Origin of the sequence: Enterococcus raffinosus (genome assembly GCF_018917525.1) — a bacterium.
Classification (GTDB): Bacteria; Bacillota; Bacilli; order Lactobacillales; family Enterococcaceae; genus Enterococcus_A; species Enterococcus_A raffinosus_A.
On the sequence record NZ_JAHLOS010000003.1, the window covers coordinates 26,514 to 46,287 of the forward strand.

17 protein-coding genes are annotated in these 19,774 nt (G+C 38.3%); 11 read left to right on the forward strand and 6 right to left on the reverse strand.

Annotated features, from left to right (window positions below):
* Positions 1-9 precede the first annotated feature (9 nt).
* Positions 10-720, reverse strand: a complete 711-nt coding sequence (locus KQI58_RS03200; RefSeq protein WP_216406430.1) for an ABC transporter ATP-binding protein — start codon at positions 718-720, stop codon at positions 10-12.
* Positions 721-1,029: 309 nt separating this feature from the next.
* Here KQI58_RS03200 and KQI58_RS03205 point away from each other — a divergent pair, with 309 nt between their 5' ends.
* The gene (locus KQI58_RS03205) at positions 1,030-1,377 is read left to right on the forward strand and encodes a hypothetical protein (protein ID WP_253295756.1); all 348 of its coding nucleotides are present in this window, start codon (positions 1,030-1,032) and stop codon (positions 1,375-1,377) included.
* A 40-nt stretch (positions 1,378-1,417) separates the two neighbouring features.
* Here the strand turns inward: KQI58_RS03205 and KQI58_RS03210 are convergent, their stop codons facing one another.
* Together KQI58_RS03210 and KQI58_RS03215 are read right to left on the reverse strand one after the other, a co-directional pair.
* Complete coding sequence (locus KQI58_RS03210) at positions 1,418-1,705, reverse strand: porin (RefSeq protein WP_216406432.1); 288 nt, start codon at positions 1,703-1,705, stop codon at positions 1,418-1,420.
* Between the two features lie 704 nt (positions 1,706-2,409).
* Entirely contained in the window at positions 2,410-4,194 is a 1,785-nt protein-coding gene (locus KQI58_RS03215; protein WP_216406433.1) for a sigma-54-dependent Fis family transcriptional regulator, read from the reverse strand.
* A gap of 168 nt (positions 4,195-4,362) precedes the next feature.
* Between KQI58_RS03215 and KQI58_RS03220 the strand changes: the two genes are divergently transcribed.
* The 8 genes from KQI58_RS03220 to KQI58_RS03255 all read left to right on the forward strand — a co-directional run bounded on the left by KQI58_RS03220 (position 4,363) and on the right by KQI58_RS03255 (position 14,881).
* Complete coding sequence (locus tag KQI58_RS03220) at positions 4,363-5,598, forward strand: four-carbon acid sugar kinase family protein (protein ID WP_216406435.1); 1,236 nt, start codon at positions 4,363-4,365, stop codon at positions 5,596-5,598.
* 22 nt (positions 5,599-5,620) lie between these two features.
* On the forward strand, positions 5,621-6,778 hold the full coding sequence (locus KQI58_RS03225) for an iron-containing alcohol dehydrogenase (RefSeq protein ID WP_216406437.1): 1,158 nt from the start codon (positions 5,621-5,623) through the stop codon (positions 6,776-6,778).
* Between the two features lie 21 nt (positions 6,779-6,799).
* The gene (dapA, locus tag KQI58_RS03230) at positions 6,800-7,696 is read left to right on the forward strand and encodes a 4-hydroxy-tetrahydrodipicolinate synthase (protein WP_216406439.1); all 897 of its coding nucleotides are present in this window, start codon (positions 6,800-6,802) and stop codon (positions 7,694-7,696) included.
* A gap of 15 nt (positions 7,697-7,711) precedes the next feature.
* The gene (pdxA, locus tag KQI58_RS03235; protein WP_216406441.1) at positions 7,712-8,737 is read left to right on the forward strand and encodes a 4-hydroxythreonine-4-phosphate dehydrogenase PdxA; all 1,026 of its coding nucleotides are present in this window, start codon (positions 7,712-7,714) and stop codon (positions 8,735-8,737) included.
* 11 nt (positions 8,738-8,748) lie between these two features.
* The gene (locus KQI58_RS03240; protein WP_216406443.1) at positions 8,749-9,195 is read left to right on the forward strand and encodes a YhcH/YjgK/YiaL family protein; all 447 of its coding nucleotides are present in this window, start codon (positions 8,749-8,751) and stop codon (positions 9,193-9,195) included.
* Between the two features lie 136 nt (positions 9,196-9,331).
* On the forward strand, positions 9,332-10,495 hold the full coding sequence (locus KQI58_RS03245; protein ID WP_216406445.1) for a sialidase family protein: 1,164 nt from the start codon (positions 9,332-9,334) through the stop codon (positions 10,493-10,495).
* Positions 10,496-10,667: 172 nt separating this feature from the next.
* Entirely contained in the window at positions 10,668-11,945 is a 1,278-nt protein-coding gene (locus tag KQI58_RS03250; protein WP_016178212.1) for an SLC13 family permease, read from the forward strand.
* Between the two features lie 203 nt (positions 11,946-12,148).
* Positions 12,149-14,881, forward strand: a complete 2,733-nt coding sequence (locus tag KQI58_RS03255) for a cation-translocating P-type ATPase (RefSeq protein WP_216406447.1) — start codon at positions 12,149-12,151, stop codon at positions 14,879-14,881.
* Between the two features lie 55 nt (positions 14,882-14,936).
* Here the strand turns inward: KQI58_RS03255 and KQI58_RS03260 are convergent, their stop codons facing one another.
* Positions 14,937-15,074 (reverse strand): hypothetical protein, encoded by a 138-nt coding sequence (locus KQI58_RS03260; protein WP_176675412.1) that lies wholly within the window; start codon positions 15,072-15,074, stop codon positions 14,937-14,939.
* 368 nt (positions 15,075-15,442) lie between these two features.
* Between KQI58_RS03260 and KQI58_RS03265 the strand changes: the two genes are divergently transcribed.
* A complete protein-coding gene (locus tag KQI58_RS03265) occupies positions 15,443-17,140 on the forward strand; it encodes a metallophosphoesterase family protein (protein WP_216406449.1) in 1,698 nt (565 codons plus the stop codon).
* A 420-nt stretch (positions 17,141-17,560) separates the two neighbouring features.
* Here the strand turns inward: KQI58_RS03265 and KQI58_RS03270 are convergent, their stop codons facing one another.
* Positions 17,561-18,028: an Rrf2 family transcriptional regulator gene (locus KQI58_RS03270; protein ID WP_154059909.1), complete on the reverse strand. Its 468-nt coding sequence runs from the start codon at positions 18,026-18,028 to the stop codon at positions 17,561-17,563.
* A 106-nt stretch (positions 18,029-18,134) separates the two neighbouring features.
* On the opposite strand from KQI58_RS03270, the gene KQI58_RS03275 reads away from it, so the two are divergent.
* Positions 18,135-18,980 carry an SDR family oxidoreductase gene (locus KQI58_RS03275; RefSeq protein ID WP_176675414.1) on the forward strand — a complete coding sequence of 282 codons (846 nt, stop codon included), beginning with the start codon at positions 18,135-18,137 and terminating at the stop codon, positions 18,978-18,980.
* A gap of 192 nt (positions 18,981-19,172) precedes the next feature.
* Here KQI58_RS03275 and KQI58_RS03280 read toward each other — a convergent pair whose 3' ends face one another.
* Positions 19,173-19,694 carry a uracil-DNA glycosylase family protein gene (locus KQI58_RS03280; protein ID WP_253295758.1) on the reverse strand — a complete coding sequence of 174 codons (522 nt, stop codon included), beginning with the start codon at positions 19,692-19,694 and terminating at the stop codon, positions 19,173-19,175.
* Positions 19,695-19,774: the final 80 nt, after the last annotated feature.

Here is a 19,774-nt window from a genome sequence, read left to right on the forward strand (position 1 = left end):
TAATTCCTCCTATCTCATTAACTCAATTAGTTGAGCTTGCTGGTTTTTAAAATGTGTGTTTTGATCGGAATAGCTGATGACCCCGTTACTCAATACCAAAATATTGTCAGTTAAATCGCAAACCTCCTGCATTTGATGACTGGAGAAGAGAATTGCCGTACCATGCTCCCAACAGAGCTTTTGCAATAGTTCTTTAACTTCTTCCACACCAATTGGGTCCAAGCCAACAAATGGTTCATCTAAAATCAATAATTCTGGCTTTGTAATCAGTGATAGTGCCAAAGCTAAACGTTGCTTCATCCCAAAAGAAAAATTTTTGACCTTTTTCTTAGCCGCGTTGCTCAGTTCCACAAACTCTAAACTTTCCATAATCATTTGTTTTCGTTTTTTACGCGGAATTGAATCAATTAAACGAATGGAAAGCATCAAGTTGTCATAAGCATTTAAATCCTCATAAAACTGAACATCCACTAATGAACCAATTTTCATTTTTGTCTGTGTATCTGTTGTATTTAAGTATTGTCCGTTAAAAGTCATTTCCCCCTGATAATTTGCTGTTAATCCTAAAATACATTTCATCAAGGTTGTTTTTCCAGCGCCATTTCTCCCCAGCAATCCAGTAATTTTCCCTGGCAGCAGTTGCAGGTCAATTCCTTTTAAGATCTCATTTCGTCCGTAACTTTTTCGCAAATCATTAATTTCTAAAATAGTTGTAGTCATGATTTTTCCTCCTCATTTGTTTTAAAGTAGGTCGGTTCAAATGTTGGTCACCATTCAATCAACGTAGATAAATAATAACTAAGCTGATCTTGATGTTGAACTGAACTCCTGTTTCTTATGATTACAGTATAGAGAGGGAAACTTGCATGGAACTGGACTTAACCTTAAAGTAACCTTACAAATTAAAGAAAACGAAATAGTAAACTTTTATGAGATAATTAATGCGTCTTTATTACTTTTGTTCACACTTTGGTATAATTAAGTGAGCAAATATAATCAAGTGATTTTTCAACGAATGAAGAAAGGGATATGGGGGTGGAAAAGATGGTGAAGGCCTCGCGATATTTGAAGTCATTTCTTAGTAATTTCGGTATACAAGCGAAGAAAGCAGGAGCTGAGGCAATCGTATATGAACTGATTGTCTCGATAAAAGTAGACCCCGCACCAAATTTCATTCAACATGAGAAGATAAAAGACGTTGCGGATTGGGAAATTTATGGTGAAGGTGTTTACAAAGGAAAGTCTATTTTAACAAAAGAAGAAATGAAAAGACTGTTAACAAAAGAGTTGTGTTTAGCAGAAGAGAATGTACTTGTGGTCGACTTTGCAGATACCTTTCTGGACGAAAAAATCAATAAGAAAGAGGAAAATCTATAGGTAGAGTTCCTCTTTCTTATTGATTCAAAGATGTTTTATATTATTGAAAATAAAGCCACGATCCAATGGCGATAAAAGATAAAGCAATGATATAGACGAGGACACTGGTGCAAAGGATGATTAATTTTCCGTTTTCGTTAAGAATATTGGCTTTGAAAACAGGGATGAATAAATCATATTTATGAAAAAGGAAGACGCGACCTGCAACAATCCCAGCAACAATTCCGAATAATAGTAGAAACAGTGAAAGGCTGATGGTGGACGTAAGCTTCAGAAAAATGGAAGAAGTTAACACGACAGCGTAGACATATTTTTCCAAAATGATCACCTGATTCCTTTAATTATTTAGTTTCTCCTTTTATTATACGAAATCAACATGCGAACTTGATGGGGTTTATACATATTTTACTGTCGTTTTTTTTAGCCTTCATTAAAAAAACGGGAAAAGCGAAAGGCACCAATCCTAATGGAATTATAATAGGTCACTCTCTCTTTTTTCTTTAATTACATATAGATGATTGGAATAAATTTGCTGCCTCAATATTACTGCTTTATTGAAAAGGAGGACAATGGAATTGGCTTGGCTGATTGGTCTGCTGCGTCATTTGTTTTTTTGTTTGTTATACCTATTCTGGAAACAAGATTTGCAAAGGAGGATCGATTTCGAACAAACTCCGTTTATGGATTCGTTCAACTAAAGCAGTCAGAAATCCAACGAATTGGAAAAAAGCGCAAGTAGCTACCAAATATTCATCTTTTATTCTCGGCGTTATCCAGTTGCTTTTCACGATCCTAAGCAAAACGGTTCTTCAATGGTCGGATGATTTATTTTTAGTTGGAAATGCCGCTAGTTTCTTCTCATTAGTAGGTCTTCAGTTTTTACTTGTGAATAGTCAATTAGACTAAAATTCTGTAATTGGCTTGAACCCATCGATTAAAAACCGAATGAGCATAAGCTTCTTTAATAGAAGGATTATGCTCGTTCGGCTTCTTTTATAGTGTTTTTCAGATCGAGGCGATTAATGAAGATTCTTAGTCTGTCTTCAAATATCGCCACAATGTTGTGCGGCTGATCCCTAGTTGTTCCGCAGTTTTTGTTTGGTTGCCATTGTTTTGTTCTAGTACCTTCAAGATGATTTCTTTTGAATAATCAAAAAGTGTCGGATTCTCAACTTTTGTTTGTAAGTTAAAGCTTCCTAGGTGCGAGTCAGAGAAATGTTGAATCAACCGTTCTTTTTTTAGCAACTGAATCACTTGATGTTCGGAAATATAATGAGTGGTTGCATTGATGACTAATTCCTTAAGAGCAGATTGCAGCTGATTGAAATTTCCTGGCCATTCGAAGGCTAGAAATTCTTTTAAGGCATTAGGCTCAAAACCAAGTACATCTTTATTGCATTCGATGTTTATTTTATTCAACAATAATGTAGTAATCACACTCAATTCATGTTTTCGTTCCTTGAGAGGTGGTGCGTAGATGCTGGCGCAATTTAACTCAAATAATAAACGATTATAGATTTTTTCTTCACTAGCATTATTGGTATTATAGGTGAACAACAAATTATTCCGTTGCAGGAGCTTGGTGTTTTTTACAATTGTAATTAGCTGTTCAGCGTCTCTTACAGAAAGCTGTTCAATGTTTTGAAAGAGCAGGGTATTATTCTCATCGACTAACGGACCATTAGTGGGATTCACGAGAAATTTCCACATTTTTTCATTCATCAGCTTGGCATCAATTGAGATTAGTTGATTATTATGCATTTCTTGATTCAAAAAGGTTTGATACGCAATACTGGATTTAGCGGTTCCCGTCTCGCCAACAATGATGACAGAATTGTAGAAATTCTTGATTCTTTGCAGATTTCTTTTTGTTTCCTCTTGAATAAATTGAGTAAATAAAAGCTTTGTTGTAAAAATTTCTTCCACTTCAGAGCGTTTTTGGTAAAAAATGCCAAAGCGATTATTAATGATTGGCGGTGTCGAAATTTTTAGGATACAGCTATAGTAGGTTTGCTCATCAACCATTATTTTTTTCACACTAAGCATATAGACCTTATTTTTAAAGGTATGATAGTATTGGTTTTCGTCTGTCATATCTTTTTTTGTGTTCAAAAATTTGGCGATCGAGTTGGATAGATCATTTGGAGTATTTGCATAATGCACTTGAAAGGCATCATTAATAATGACGAAATCCTGTTTTTGCTGGTGAAGACTTTCTTCCAAGACTGATTTCTCATGGATGACTCTTTTTAATTGCTTAGCAATCGTCAAGGCCTCTTGGTAAGCATGTTTGATACTTTCAAATCCTGAGGTGATCAAAATAGTATTAATTGATTTCGTCAATGCAAGTCGATTCGTGATCGCATCGCATAGAATCATTTCGTATTGTTCCTCGATTAAGATATCTAAGGTCATACTAGTGTCTGTTGTTTCATCTAATGTGATGATTTTAATCGTATATCCTAAAATATCACAAAGTAAATGAGCTGTTTCAGTAATACTAGCATAGCCGACGATCGCGAAGTTTTCTGTATAGTTTTTAGCTAAACGAATCGTACCAAGAATATCGTAGATGGAAATAGAGACATCAATCACCGGAATAGAGACTACCTGACGAATTAAATCAGCTGTTCCTCCGCGAGAAATAATTGCGTCATAATTATTTTCAAAAAGCTCCGAAGCAATTTTCTGTCCTTCTTTCAAATCAGCTGTATAGATATCGGATTCTACTTCAGCAAATTGTTTACTAACGATATTCATAGAATTATTTAGTTCTTCATAAGGAGCAATACCTAAAATTTTGATTTTTGCTGACAACTCTTTTCACCTCTCGTTTCATATTGAAACAATTATACACCTTTTAGTCAGGATAGAGCATTAAAACAAAGAAAACGTTTCAATAATAAACGTTTTTTTCTTTTTTTAAATATCCAAAGAGGAAGATGCAAGCTAAAATGAAACCATGAAATCTAAGGTGGTGAACGGATGATAAAGCTATTAGTTATCGCAGATGATTTTACTGGAGCATTAGATACAGGTGTTCAGTTTTCTAAACAAGGCATTCCAACGATTGTTTCGACCGATACAACTCTTAACTTCGATGAAATGAATGAAGAAGTCGACGTTTTAGTAATTGATACGGAAAGTCGTTACTTAAGCTTTGAAGAGGCATACTACTTAATTCATCGGATAATTGTAAGCGCTAAAAATGCTAACGTGCCCTTCATTTACAAAAAAGTTGATTCTGCTCTGCGAGGGAATATCAGTGCTGAGATTAAAGCAGTTTTAGATGCAACTCGAGAGTTTGCGATACCGTTTTTACCAGCTTATCCTGAAATGAATCGAGTATTAATCAATGGGGATTTATATATTGATCAAGTACTAGTTTCTGAGAGTGTTTTCGGAGAAGATCCCTATGAACCGGTGAATGAAAGCAATATATTGCGACGATTAAAAAAAGAAGCGAACATTGATGGTCACTTAATAAAAGAAACGTTTCCGCAAAGCTTTAACGGGGTTCTAGTATTTGATGCTAAAACAAATGAGGATATGGAACGGCATGTCGAAAGTCTGGAACAGCAGAATTTGTTATCAATGACGGTAGGATGTGCAGGGTTTGCGAAGATATTAGCCACAAAACTATTTCCCGAGTACGAACCTAAAAATTATTCTTTAAAAAAACCTCTTGTGGTGATATGCGGAAGTGTTAACCCGATTACAAAAAAACAGGTCGATTATGTTGAGCAGCGAAACTATCCTAGAATTTCGTTGACGCATAATCAATTGTTACGATCGAATTATTGGTTTGATTCAGAAGGGAAAAAGAACGTAGAACACTATTTGTCATTGATGGAGAAACACCCGTTGATTCTCTTTGAAACACTAAGTAAAGAAACTAGCTTAGGAATTGAGACATACAAAGAAGAGCAAGGGGCAGATAGTTCAGACTTTCGTTTTAAAATCGGTCGATCCTTAGGAGAGCTAACACAAGCGATTTGGTCTGAGGATTCTGATAATACCTTCTTATTCACAGGCGGTGACACATTGTTTCAATCAATGAATGTATTAGGGATCGATCAAATAAAACCGCTGGCGGAAATTAGTGCAGGTGTAGTTCTTTCCTCAGTTGTATGGAAGAATCGAGAAATTCAGGTAATTACTAAATCTGGCGGTTTCGGAAATGTTGAACTTTTTGAAGAAATCAGCCAATTAACAGAATAGATAAGAAAATGGAGGAAATAAAATGCTTGTAGATTACAGCTTGAAAATGCCGAAGAATATTATTGCTGGCGAACATGCGATTGAACAACTTGCAGATATCATTGCAAAAGGTGTTCAAAAGATCGTGATTTTTACCGATAAAGGAATTTTAGGTGCGGGACTTGTCGACTTACCTAAAGCAGTGATTGAAAAAGCCGGTGTGGCGTACACGATTATTTCTGAAATTCCAGCAGAACCAAATTATCATGAAGCGCAAGCGATGGTAGAAGAATTTAAAAAAGAGGGCGCAGATTTCATTATCGCCATCGGCGGCGGCAGCGTGATGGATGTTGCGAAGCTCGCATCGATCCTTGCGACGGATGACTACACGGTGAAAGATTTATTAGATGATCCATTATTAGCAAAAAAACAAATCACCAGCTTAATGATTCCTACGACTGCTGGTACCGGTTCTGAGGCAACACCAAACAGCATCGTAGGCGTACCGGAAAAAGAATTAAAAATCGGGATCGTTAATCCTGAAATGATCGCAGATTACGTAATTTTGGACAGTCGAATGATCAAAAATTTACCGCAGCCAATCGCTGCTGCAACCGGAGTCGATGCTTTGTGTCACGCAATTGAATGCTTCACATCTGCTAAAGCAAATCCAATCAGCAATACGTTTGCTCTAGAGGCTCTTGATCTAATCATGAACAACATCATTGAAGCCTGCACAAATTCTGAGGCCTTAGAAGCGAAAAGCAACATGCTATTAGGCTCGTTCTACGCAGGAGTTGCGATTACTTCTTCAGGAACGACCGCCGTTCATGCATTATCGTATCCACTAGGCGGGAAATATCATATCGCTCATGGCGTTTCAAATGCGATGCTGTTGACACCAGTTATGAAATTCAATGAACCAGCGATCAAAGAATTGCTAGCGGTGGCATACGACCGAGTAGTAAAAAATAGCGATAAAAATTTAACGGTAGATCAAAAATCTAGTTACATGATCAATCAGCTAGAAGAAATCGTCAAAGTATTGGAAATTCCTACTAGCTTGAAAACGTTTAATGTGCCAGCCGAAGATTTGGACGGTTTAGTAGCTGCGGGGATGGAAGTAACACGCTTATTAGTCAATAATAAGCGCGAAGTGACACCTGAAGATGCAAGAAGCATCTATTTAGAAATTTTATAAAAAGGAATGGGGCAGAATAATATGGTAGAAATCAAAGGAATCATTTCTCCGATTTTAACACCAATGAAAAATGATGAGAGTGTTAATTATGAAGAGCTTCGTATACAAATCAATCGGATGATCGATGGCGGAATCCACGGAATTTTTGTTTTTGGAACCAACGGCGAAGGGTACATTCTTTCAGAAGAAGAAAAAGTTGAAATCATGAAGGTAGCAGTTGAAGAAGTAAACGGTCGAGTGCCTGTGTATGCTTCAACAGGACTTGTAGGAACAAAAGATACGATCCGTTTGTCACAAAAGGCGAAGGAAGTTGGCGTTGATGTACTTTCGATCATTACCCCTTCGTTTGCGGCAGCTTCTCAAGAGGAGCTCTATACCCATTTTAAAACAGTAGCGGAAAACGTGGATATGCCAATCGTTCTATACAATATCCCAGCGCGAACAGGCAATGCTATTGCACCAGCGACTGTTGGTAAATTAAGCAAGATTGACAACATTATTGGGGTAAAAGACAGCAGCGGAAATTTTGACAATATCCTGCAATACATTGAACAGACTCGTGAGCAGGAAGACTTTGCCGTTCTTTCAGGGAATGATTCCTTGATTTTGTGGACACTGTTAGCAGGCGGACAAGGTGGAATCGCCGGTTGTTCGAATATCTATCCATTTGTCATGGCGCAGATTTACGAACAATTCCTAAATGGAGAGATTGAAAAAGCAAGAATCTATCAAGACTCGATTCGTTCATTCAGAGACTGCTTTAAATTTGGCAATCCAAATACGATCGTTAAACATACAGTAGGATTATTGGGATACCCAGTTGGAAAATGTCGTGCACCGTTCAATCAAGTTTCTCCGCAAGCAACAGAGGCGTTGAAAAAAGTGATCGCAGAAAATCAAGAAAAAGGCATGAAATAGAATGGGGGAGTCAAAATGAAAAAAATCGTTGGAATCACGATGGGCGACCCAGCTGGAATTGGACCAGAAATTGCCATCAAAGCATTAAATAAGCAAGCGTTATACGATCGTTGTCAGCCGCTTTTGATCGGTGATAAAAGTGTGCTGCTCTATTATTTAGAAAAGCATCCAGAGTTGGATCTAGCTATAAATGTAGTGAAAACACCTAGCGAAGGAACATTCACGTTTGGAACAATCGATTTGATTGATTTAGCTATTGTAAGGATGGAAGATTTGCCGATTGGCGAAGTGTCTAAAGTTGGAGGAAATGCTGCCTTTCAATATGTGAAAAAAGTGATCGAGCTAGCGATGGCGAACGAAATCGATGCGACGGTTACCAATCCATTAAACAAGGAAGCGATGAATGCTGCGGGGCACCATTACGCCGGACATACGGAAATCTACGCGGATCTAACCGGAACAGAGAAATACACCATGATGTTGGCAGATGGGAATCTGCGAGTGGTTCACGTCTCGACTCACGTTTCTTTAAGAGAAGCCTGCGACCGCGCGACGAAAGAACGGGTCTTGGATGTCATTCGAATTGCTGATCAAGCATGTAAAAATCTAGGGATTGCAGAACCGCGGATTGCGGTGGCAGGATTGAATCCTCATTGTGGTGAAAACGGGTTATTTGGACAAGAGGAAATTAAGGAAATCAATCCAGCAGTAGCAGCAGCACAAGCAAAAGGTATTAAAGCTTATGGTTCGTTACCGGCAGACACAGTCTTTTCTAAGGCGAACGGCGGTATGTATGACATCGTGGTTGCGATGTACCACGACCAAGGCCACATTCCATTGAAAACATTAGGCTTCGTCTATGATCAAAAATCAGGTGCTTGGGAAGCGGTCAAAGGAGTGAACATCACTCTTGGATTACCGATCATCCGTACCTCGGTGGATCATGGCACAGCATTCGATCAAGCAGGGAAATGGACAGCCAGTGAATTCAGTCTTGAAAATGCTATCGACTATGCGATTCGTTTAGCCGAGAATTCCTAGGAGGTTGAGAAATGATTATTGATGCAGTAGCAAATTTACATCATTATACGAAATTGTTTCCTAATATCCCTGAAGCGCTTGAAGCAATGAATAGGATTGAGCAACAGGAGTTTGGCAAAAAGTATTTCTTCGAGGGTGGTTACTTTTTCTTTCAAGAAGGAGCGACCAAACCCATTGAAGAGACACAATTCGAAGCGCATCGAAACTTCGTAGATCTTCAGATTGTCTTAGAAGGGGAAGAATACATCGCTTGGAATAAAATTGATGATTTAACCGAAGCGATCCCATACAACGCAGAAAAAGATGTTCAAAAGTTTACGGGTAAAGATGCGCATAAGATGAAGATGTCAGAAGGCATGGCGTACATTTGTTTTCCGTGGGATGGTCATAAGGCGGTTTTTCATGTCGATCAGCCGCTGCACTTTAAGAAAGCAGTCATTAAGTTAGCACTTAATTAAAAAGGAAGCACTCTGGAAAAATAAGTGAGCGACTGCCGGTAAAAACTAGTTGGATGGTATGCGGCATGAATCATTTACTTAGTTTTTCTAGAAGAAAAAATTAACACATTAATAGGAAGAATAAGGAGGAAAAAGTATGACAGAGTTACCGAAAGTAAGACAATCTGAACCAAATGGCGTGGTTTATCGGGATGATTTTATGAATGTAGATTTTGGATTGATTCCCACTGGCGGAAAAGCAACTGCTCATGCACCCGCATTAATTGAAACGAAGGATGGTGGGATGTTGTGTGCGTGGTTTGCTGGAAGTTTTGAAGGAAGCGGAGATATTTCCATCGCTGTTTCCAAGTTAGACCCTAAGACACAGGTTTGGTCGGAGGCAAAAATTGTTTCTAAGGGTGAAGATCGCAGTGAACAGAATCCAGCCTTTTTCAGAGCACCGGACGACGAGATTTGGTTAATTTATACGTCTCAATTGAGCCGTCAAGAAGGCAAAGATAATATGCAATTTACTTCTATTATTATGGTTCAAAAATCAGAGGATGAGGGAGAGACTTGGAAAGAACCAGAGGTATTGTTCGATAATGAAGGGACCTTCTCTAGACAAGCAATTCAAGTTTTAAGTAACGGCCGTTGGATTTTTAGTACATGGCTATGTGAAGATTCACCAGATGGATTGACCAATGATCCAACGGAATTTCAAGTTTCAGACGACCAAGGAAAAACGTGGATAGCGGTTCGGATGCCTGATAGCAATGGGCGAGTACATGCAAATCTAATTGAAGTAGAAGAAGGACATTTAGTTGCCTTTATGCGTAGTCGATTTGCGGATCATGTTTATAAGAGTGAATCGCATGATTTCGGTGATACTTGGTCAGTTCCAGAAGCGACGGTGCTACCGAATAATAATGCGAGTGTCAGTGCAATTAAGCTGCAATCGGGTGAAATCGCTTTAGCTTATAATGTGAACGCTGCCAATCGTGCGGAATTCGGAAAAGTGGCGTGGCCTGGCTTACGAAATCCAGTTGCTGTTTCAGTTACAGAAGATCATGGTAAAACTTGGCCAATCGGCAGAGTCTTTGAACCAGCAGAAGGTTATATTGGAATCGAAAATAAAACGAATAACTCGCAGCACGAATATCCGACACTTTATCAAGACAGCAATGGGGTGTTGCATTTGGTTTATGCCTACAAGAATCGTTTGTGCGTGAAGTACGTTCGTTTTACAGTGGAAGATTTATTTGGCGAAAAAAGAGAAGCAGAGGGTGTCTATAATCCAACTTCGGGTGAAGGCGTCTAACAGAAAAAAATAACTATTTGAAGTTTCCAGCATCAGTGTGTTGCGCTGCAGAGCGACCGCTGCTCAGGACTTAGAATTACATTTACTGCTGATACATAAGACGTTGATCTTCCTTATGTATCAACAGAAAGTAAAAAATTAATTCATTTTAACAAAAAAGGAGAATACAAAAATGACAATAGAAATGATTCTCGCCCTGGGTATTTTGGTTTTCATGATCGTTTTGATCATGTCTGACAAATTGGCCTTTGGCGCTCCACCTTTGTTGGCCTGCTTGTTATTGGTTGTTACTGGTTTATCAACAGTTCAAGAGGCTTTTGCAGGATTTGTAAATTCAAGTGTAATTATGGTAGCAGGATTTATGGTTGTAATGGCAGGTTTAATGAAGACCAGTTTGATTGGCAGAGTCCAATCCACGATGATCTCATTGGTTAATCGTGGCGGCTATAAAAGTTATGTGTTACTGCTGATCGTGGTGATGCTTGGTGCAAGTCTGACAGGTTCTGGATCTACTGGGTATTATGTTCTTATTTTATCGTTAGTATCGATGATTCCTTATAATAAAAAAATGCCTACATCAAAATTAATGATGCCTTTAGGTTTTGCGACGAACCATCCGTTACTGCCCTTTAACTGCGCGTTATTTTATGGCGTAACTGTTAGTGTGTTAGAAACGGCGGGATATAAAGAGACGATCTCAATGCCGAAATTTGCAATCGTTAACTTCATTTTAGCAATGGGTTTCCTAGTTTGGAGTTTGATTGCTTATCGTTTATTACCAGATCATCCAATTACAGAACCAGGAGAAGAGGATAAAAAAGAAGAAGCTGAGGCAGTAGTATTGCCGGCGTGGAAAGAAAATCTTACGATTGCTTTATTCATGTTAAGTGTTGCTGGCATGATGATGATGAATACATTAGGTGATGCTTCTTATGTGATTCCGGGATTAGCAGGTGCTATCCTCTTAGTAATCAATGTGTTAGATTTCAAAGAAGTGCGTGACAGTATGGGAGCACCAGTAATCTTGATGATGGCTGGTGTTATCGGAGTGGCAGATGCCTTAGCAAATACTGGATTTACAGCGATGATCGGTGATTTAGTGGCAGATACGATCGGAACGAATTTCCATCCATTCTTCTTAGTGTTGATCTTCGCTTTATTAACTAGTACCTGTGCAACATTTACGGGTTCAAACATGGGATCTGTTTATATTTTCGCTCCAATCGCGATAGCGACAACGATTAGTTTAGGTTTAAGCCCAGTTGCAGCGGCAACAGCAGTTGTGATCTCTGGTTGGAATGGTGGGTATATGCCTGTAGATGGAATGCCAGCCATGATCATGGGGATGGGAAAATACAAGCTGCCGGAGTTCTGGAAATATTCAGTGCCTATGTATCTGATTCGAATCGTTGCACTGACAATCGGATCAGTCGTAGTCTTTCCATTTTAAATAAAGTAATTGTTTTGTTTGGATTGACCGTTCTACATTAGAATTTTAATTTCCACATAAGGGAGTAACCAGCAGTGTAACAGCTGTGACAGTATCACCAATAACGAAAAAATTTTTCTGGTGCTGTCTTGAATGGTGAGACTTGTGTATGCCTTTTTAGACATACACAAGTCTCTTTTTTTAAGAAAAATTAGGAGGAAGTTATGACAGAAACGAATAAGAAACAAAGTACAACAGCATTTTATGCGGAAGCTACAGAACTTGTTTTGGCTGAAATGCAGACATCAAGCGATGGATTAAGTAATAACGAGGCAAAAAAACGTTTAGCAGCATATGGAAAAAATGAACTGGCTGAAGGTAAGAAAAAGAGTCTATTGATGAAATTTGCGGAACAGTTCAAGGATTTTATGATTCTGGTTTTACTTGCTGCTGCAATCATCTCATCAATTGTGTCTCATGAGGTTGTTGATTCAATCATCATTTTACTCGTTGTGATCATTAATGCGATCATGGGTGTTTTTCAAGAAGCCAAAGCGGAGCAGGCGATTGAAGCGTTGAAGCAAATGTCGACACCAAATGCTACCGTCTTGAGGGACGGGCATACCTTATCAATCAAAAGTGATGAGCTAGTTCCTGGAGATATTGTATTACTAGAAGCGGGAGATGTTGTTCCAGCAGATATTCGATTATTAGAAGCGGCTTCATTAAAAATTGAAGAAGCGGCCTTGACGGGTGAATCGGTACCAGTGGAAAAAGAAACGGGCGTATTACCAGCTGGTGATATTGGTATTGGGGATCGTGTAAACATGGCTTTTTCAAATAGCAATGTAACCTATGGCCGGGGTAAAGGTGTTGTAGTGAACACTGGAATGAGTACCGAAGTCGGAAAAATCGCTGATATGCTGGCTCAAGCAGACGAAACAGAAACGCCGCTGAAGAATAATTTGAATGATCTGGGTAAATTCTTGACTATAGCGATTATTGCCATCGCAGTGATTATGTTTATCGTTGGAACATTGATCAATGGGACTTCTTTCGTAGATATGCTGTTGACTTCGATTTCCTTAGCCGTTGCAGCAATTCCTGAAGGATTACCAGCAATTGTGACAATCATTTTAGCTTTAGGAACCCAAGTAATGGCAAAACGTAATTCTGTTATTCGCAAATTGCCAGCTGTGGAAACGTTAGGAAGCACGGATATCATTGCTTCGGATAAAACAGGGACTTTGACACTGAATCAAATGACTGTAGAAAAACTGTATGATGAGTTTCAGCAAAAATCGGCTAAATCTACTATTGGAACAGACAACTTAGCGATAAAAATCATGAATTACGCTAATGATACAAAATTTGCTCAAGATGGAACATTGATTGGTGATCCCACGGAAACGGCTTTAGTTCAATTTGGGATTGATCAGAATTTTGATATTCACCAAAGTCTGAAAAAAGAGCCTCGTGTCGGAGAGCTCCCTTTTGATTCAGATCGGAAACTCATGAGCACGGTTCATCAACTTGCTGACGGAAGATATCTAGTTGCGGTAAAGGGAGCTCCAGATGTCTTAATTCAACGAACAAAACGTGTATTTGTAGCTGGCCAAGAACATTCCATGACGGAAAAAGAAAAGAATGAAATTCTGTTTAACAATGCTGATATGGCGAAGCAAGCATTACGGGTGTTGGCGATGGGCTTCAAGTATTTAGACGAACTCCCACAAGAATTGACGTCAGGCATACTTGAAAATGATTTGTGCTTTGCTGGATTAGTCGGGATGATTGATCCCGAAAGAGAAGAAGCTGCCGAAGCGGTGAGAATGGCAAAAGAAGCTGGGATTCGACCTATTATGATCACAGGAGATCACAAAGATACTGCTGAAGCCATCGCGGTTCGTCTAGGAATTATTCATGCTGGAAATTCCAACGCTGTCTTAACTGGTGCAGAGCTGAACGAGCTGAGTGATGAAGAGTTTGCTAAAAAAGTGTATAACTATTCTGTGTATGCGCGCGTATCGCCAGAGCATAAGGTCCGGATCGTGAAGGCCTGGCAGCAAGAAGGAAAAGTAGTAGCGATGACCGGCGATGGTGTCAATGATGCTCCGTCATTAAAACAAGCCGATATCGGAATTGGTATGGGGATTACTGGTACAGAAGTTTCTAAAGGCGCCTCCGATATGGTACTGGCTGATGATAATTTTGCTACGATTGTCGTTGCAGTCGAAGAAGGTCGGAAAGTATTTTCGAATATTCAAAAGACTGTTCAATACTTGTTAGCAGCGAATTTAGGTGAAGTCTTGACTTTATTTATTGCGACCTTGTTTGCTTGGGATACTTTGTTGCCGATTCACTTATTATGGATCAATTTAGTAACTGATACTTTTCCAGCAATCGCATTAGGAATGGAGCCAGCTGAAAAAGACTTAATGAGTCATAAGCCAAGAGGGCGCAGTTCAAATCTATTCTCTGGTGGAGTGTTCAGCAGTATTATTTATCAAGGAATTTTAGAAGGCGGGATTACGTTGTTTGTTTATTGGTTTGCGATTCAAAATCCAGCGCATACAGCGTTAAATATGCCGGAATTATCCACTCAGGCACTTTATAATTTGCAACATGCAGATGCCTTGACGATGTGCTTTGCGACACTTGGATTTATGCAGCTATTCCACGCCTTTAACGTGAAGTCAGTGAAGCAATCAATTTTCAAAGTAGGGCTGTTTCGTAACAAAACCTTCAACTGGGCGATTTTGCTTTCCTTTGCTTTGATGGGTGTAATTATTTTGGTTCCGGGACTAAACGATATTTTCCGTGTAGCTTCTTTGAATGGTGTCCAATGGGGCGTAGTTGCTGGAGCGTCCTTCTCGATTATTCCGATTGTTGAATTTGTAAAGTTTTTTCAGCGAAAAGTTTCTGCTGAAAAAGTTGAAGAAATCGTAATCGAGTAAAAAAACAGGCAGTGTGTCAGAATTTAGATACGCTGCCTGCTTTTTATGCACTAAGCTATTTTTTGGGACAGACATATTTCATTGTCGTAGTCCCGACAATTATCGTATTTACATAGATTTGTTCGATGATTCCTGTTACTTTTTCTCCATGGCAGTCTACGGTAGTAATTTCATTACCAATAACATATTCCATTAATCATCCATCCCTTTCACCTGACATCCTACCACTGATTAAGGAATCATTCTCTTCAATTATTTATTATGAAACGAAATTATTAATAGTGCGTATCATTTGTTATTTTACTTTTTTAGATGATTCATCCGAAACTAAAATCTAGTAAAGAAAAATACAATTACACACCTCCTTAGTCATTGACTGATTGGTATACTCAGAGTGTAACTAAATGAAAGAGTGATTTAAGAATGAAACGCATCTGGGGATTGTTACTCATTTAGAAAGCAATGAAGCTAAAGACTTTTGAGAAATCCTTCACCCGATTTGACGATACACGCTATAATGGGTTTAATAAAAGAATGATTAACAGAATGAGAGGTGAGTCCATGAAATCAGAAAAAGAGACGACAAATTCGTTGATTGAAAAACGAGCAGCTTCCCTGCAAACTACCTCAAAGGTTGTGCTGCCACCAGCTCTAGCTGAAAGAATAGAACGTTATCCAGAAAATAAACGGCGACCTGTTAACAAAACGGTTTTTAAAAATGATTATTTTCAATTGACCTACAATACAAGAAATCATTCTATGGCAATTTCCTCAAAAGGCGATTTAGTCTATTCAGCGATTCCTTATGATACAGCTCGAAACTATATCCAACGTGCCGCGATCCAATACTTGCTTCATCCAGAAGAAATTCGACGCTATATCGAGCTTCATCAGACAACAATAGAGAAATATTTGATGTTGAGCATTTTTCAGGTGTCTGGAAATCGTGTGGATGAAAAATCATTTGAAGTAAAGCAGGCTTATAAAGCGATCCTGCAAAATCCGTTATTAGAAATTCAGGTTGCTGGACGATTGATGCAACACGATGAAACCGGACCGTTATCAGCGAATCTGGCCGGAAAATTTCTTTTTAGTGAAAATATAAAAACCGGAATTGCAGGCTATATTTCTGAGTATTTGAATTTCGTTGTTCAGCTGGCTAATTCATTGCCATTGATGATCGATGGAAAAGATGTTCAGTTGTTAGATGCAGTGGAGCAAGATCAACTGCTGATCGACAAAGGCCTGACGATATATTCGGATATTGAATCGGCACTTTCCTTATTGCCTCAAGAGGTGAAGCAAGGTGTTGAACAGGCTCTAGCTGTTACTGATTCAGCTCAAATGGTCAATACTCAACCGCTTCTACGCTCTCAATATGGGGAAGAACTCTCCCGAACGCGGGAAAACTATGTTGCTCACAGTGTCCATCCCGATGAAGCAGAGAAGTATTTCAAAAACGTCCATTCCACTGAAAATCGTAATCTGATCAATGTGGTTTCAGATATCCATGCGCAGGATGGAAAGTTGCCATTTGTTAATCGACATTTTAATGTGCTGGTCGGTGATGTGTCGGATTCTCATGTTCAAGATGAAGAAATTGAAGGGATCTATGTGATAGGAGGACATGAACTAATGGATGTTCTACCTGAAACGACCGATGTATCTGATGAGCAATGGGATAAGTGGCGACCGTTTTTCAACTATGAATGGTTTAAGGAACTAATGCAAGAAACGGATGAAGCGTGGTATTTATTACCGACTGGTGAGCATGAATTTTATGAAGTGGTCAAAACGGAAATCACTAGTCGCTTTCCAAAAATGAAGCTTTTGAACAATGAGTATCTTATTTATGAAGGTATTCGTTATGTCGGTTTGACAATTCCTGTTGCGTTAGTGAGACGAAAAGAAGCGCTGCAACGATTCATTTTAAACGCGCTGGAAAAAATCTTAGGCGAGGACGTGGATACACCCACTGTAATTGTTTCTCACGCACCATTGTTCAATGAACTGAGCCTACTGCCAGAAACAAGCGATGCATATAATAAAGATTATGTTTGTTCGGAACCACAGATAGAAAAACTATTTGAAAGATACAATATTATTGGCGCTATTCATGGACATCATCATATCCCAGCATCTTCAAGACGCTTCAAAAATGTTGAATTTGCTGGAAAACGGATGTTTGTTGTGTGCTCGATTTATTCAAAAGTAAATACCGGGTTTGAATTAATGAGCTTATTAGAACGCGGAAAATAATTGACAGAGGAGAAGAAAGATTTTCGCCTCTGTTGATTTTTACGATTATTCAAAGATAATATATTTGTTCGTATATAGCTTTACTCGAATATGAAAGAATGTATGGAGGAAATCTATTAGAGTCGTAATCTCAGACAATATCACTTTTCAAGAGTAATGTTGAAATTTATTAACAGAACTTGCTAACTCTGAATTTGACGTAATTGACTATTCACGAGAAACTCAAAACTAAGCAGAGGAGTATCCGCAAATTTTGATGGGATTTTATAAAAAGATAAAGACTACTGATATTTTTTTCTTATTTAATTATGATAAGAGAGGATATTCGTCGAAAGATCGCTGTTCTTCAAATGAGTCGACGGATTTAGAAACAAGTAAGGAGCTGTGACGAAATTTTTGTCACAGCTCTTTTTTTGATTTTTATAAAAAATCTTGAATCAGCTTCTTATTTTCCGGTCTTTTATCAATTTCCAGTTTGGCGATTTTGTGGATTAACATATCAAGCGTAATCTCATTCATTTCTTCTTCTACTTTTTTCTGCAGCGCATCGTATTTTTCGCTAAGCACTTCTTGAATATTTGCGCCAACGATACAATTCGGATTTGTTTTAGGATCTACTTGAATCAAGTTCGTATTTCCCTCAATACTTTTATAAATTTCTAATAGCGTGATATTTTCCGGTCGTTTTGCGAGAGTGGGGTTTGGTTTTCCGATTCGTGTGAGGATCAGCCCAGATTTTTTTAGTTGGCTCATGATTTTTCGAACATTTGCTGGATTCGTTTCCACACTTTTAGCAATCATTTCACTAGATAGCGCATCAGTTCCTTTGCAGATTTCAATATAAGCAAGGATGTGGATGGCATCACTGAATTGTATCGAGTATTTCATGACCTCAGCTCCTTTTGTAATTTTCTTTCTTGACATATCTTATCATACTACTTATGATTATAGGTGTAAATTATAAATGTACAGCAAAAGAAAAGGAGCGGATTATATGAATTATTTGGTAACAGGTGCAACTGGAGGATTCGGAAATCATGCATTGGACTTCTTGAAAAAAAGTATTTCAACCTCGGAGATTTTTGCTTTGGTTCGAAGTGAAGCAAAAGCTGAAGCTTTAAAAAGGGCTGGTATACATGTTCGAATCGGTGATTATGGGGATAAGGAGGCTATGGAAAGAGTATTTGAAGGAATTGATCGTGTGCTGTTTGTGTCTGGTGCTCCAGGCAATCGACAGAAGGAGCACGCAAATGTGGTTGAATCAGCGATAAAAGCAGGAGTATCTTACATTGCTTATACAAGTTTTGCTGAAGCGGACAAAGCAACTAGTCCTTTAGCTGAGGATCATCTTTTTACAGAACGATTGATTGAAAAAGCAGGCATCTCGCATACATTTTTGCGTAATAATTGGTATTTAGAGAATGAATTGCCGTTAGTCGAAGCGGCTATGAATAGTGGGAAATTTGTTTATGCGGCTGGAAATGGAAAAACAGGTTGGGCGATGAAAAGAGAATACGCAGAGGTGGCTGCAAAGGCTCTACTAGGAGCTGACTATCCAGCCATTTTAGAACTTTCTGGAAAACCAGTAAACTATAACACTTTGGCGAACGCGCTAAAAAAAGCGACAGGAAAAGAGTTTGAAGTAATAAGTTCAGATGATTCAGGTTTTATTAATCATTTAGTTGCCAACGGAATGCCTCAATCGGTCGCAGAACTATTTTTATCCTTCCAATATGATATTAAAAATAATCAACTAGATGTTACTTCTACGGATTTCGAAAAAGCATTAGGCAGACCACTAATGAGTTTGGAAGCAGGATTTAAAGAGCTTTTGCATTGATGGATACACAGACTTTTTTGTCTAAGCATTATAAAACAGCTAGATAAGCCTAAAATGACTATTCCTTCTTTGGAATAGTCATTTTTAGTAAATGAAAAACTTGTATGGAGATACTAATCAGAAATGATTTCATACATAATGGCAAGATCTTCCGCCGCCATTCGAACCTTTGATTTTTCAATCAAAATATTTTTACCAGTCAGTCATGATGTAAGAGGGCATGATTCGGATATTTTGATAGTAAAGTTCAGTGTTTCGCAATTTATAGGTGGAGATTGCTGGGACAATATTTCTTTTTGTAGACTTTTTGGTGATCCGATTAAAGCATTTTTTTGCGACATCGCCCATCAACATAATTACTTGAACATTTGGAAAAAGGGTCAATTCCTTTTCTAAATAAGGCAAACTTTTTTCGATGCTGTCATTAGAGATTGTCGTTTCTAATTTTGGAATTTTTATCGCGTTAGTTAGATAAATACCGTAAGACAATATGTCTTGAATGTTTGTAACCTCGATACCGGCTTTTTGAAATAATGGTATTGTAGTTTCCATGTAAGCAGCATCTTCTAAACCGTAGAAATCATTGTTTGGATCAGCAGGAACCACTTCGTTAATCATAATCGCCTTTATTGATTTTGGATCGATATTAATATCGTTTAAATAAATCTGGTCATTTTCATCTACGTATTTCTCAATTTCTTGTTTGATATTCATTTTGTGACCTCCTTTAGTTTAGTATACAAAAGAAATCTTGACAGTGAGTGTCCAGTTTAGATTGATTGCCAAAATAATTG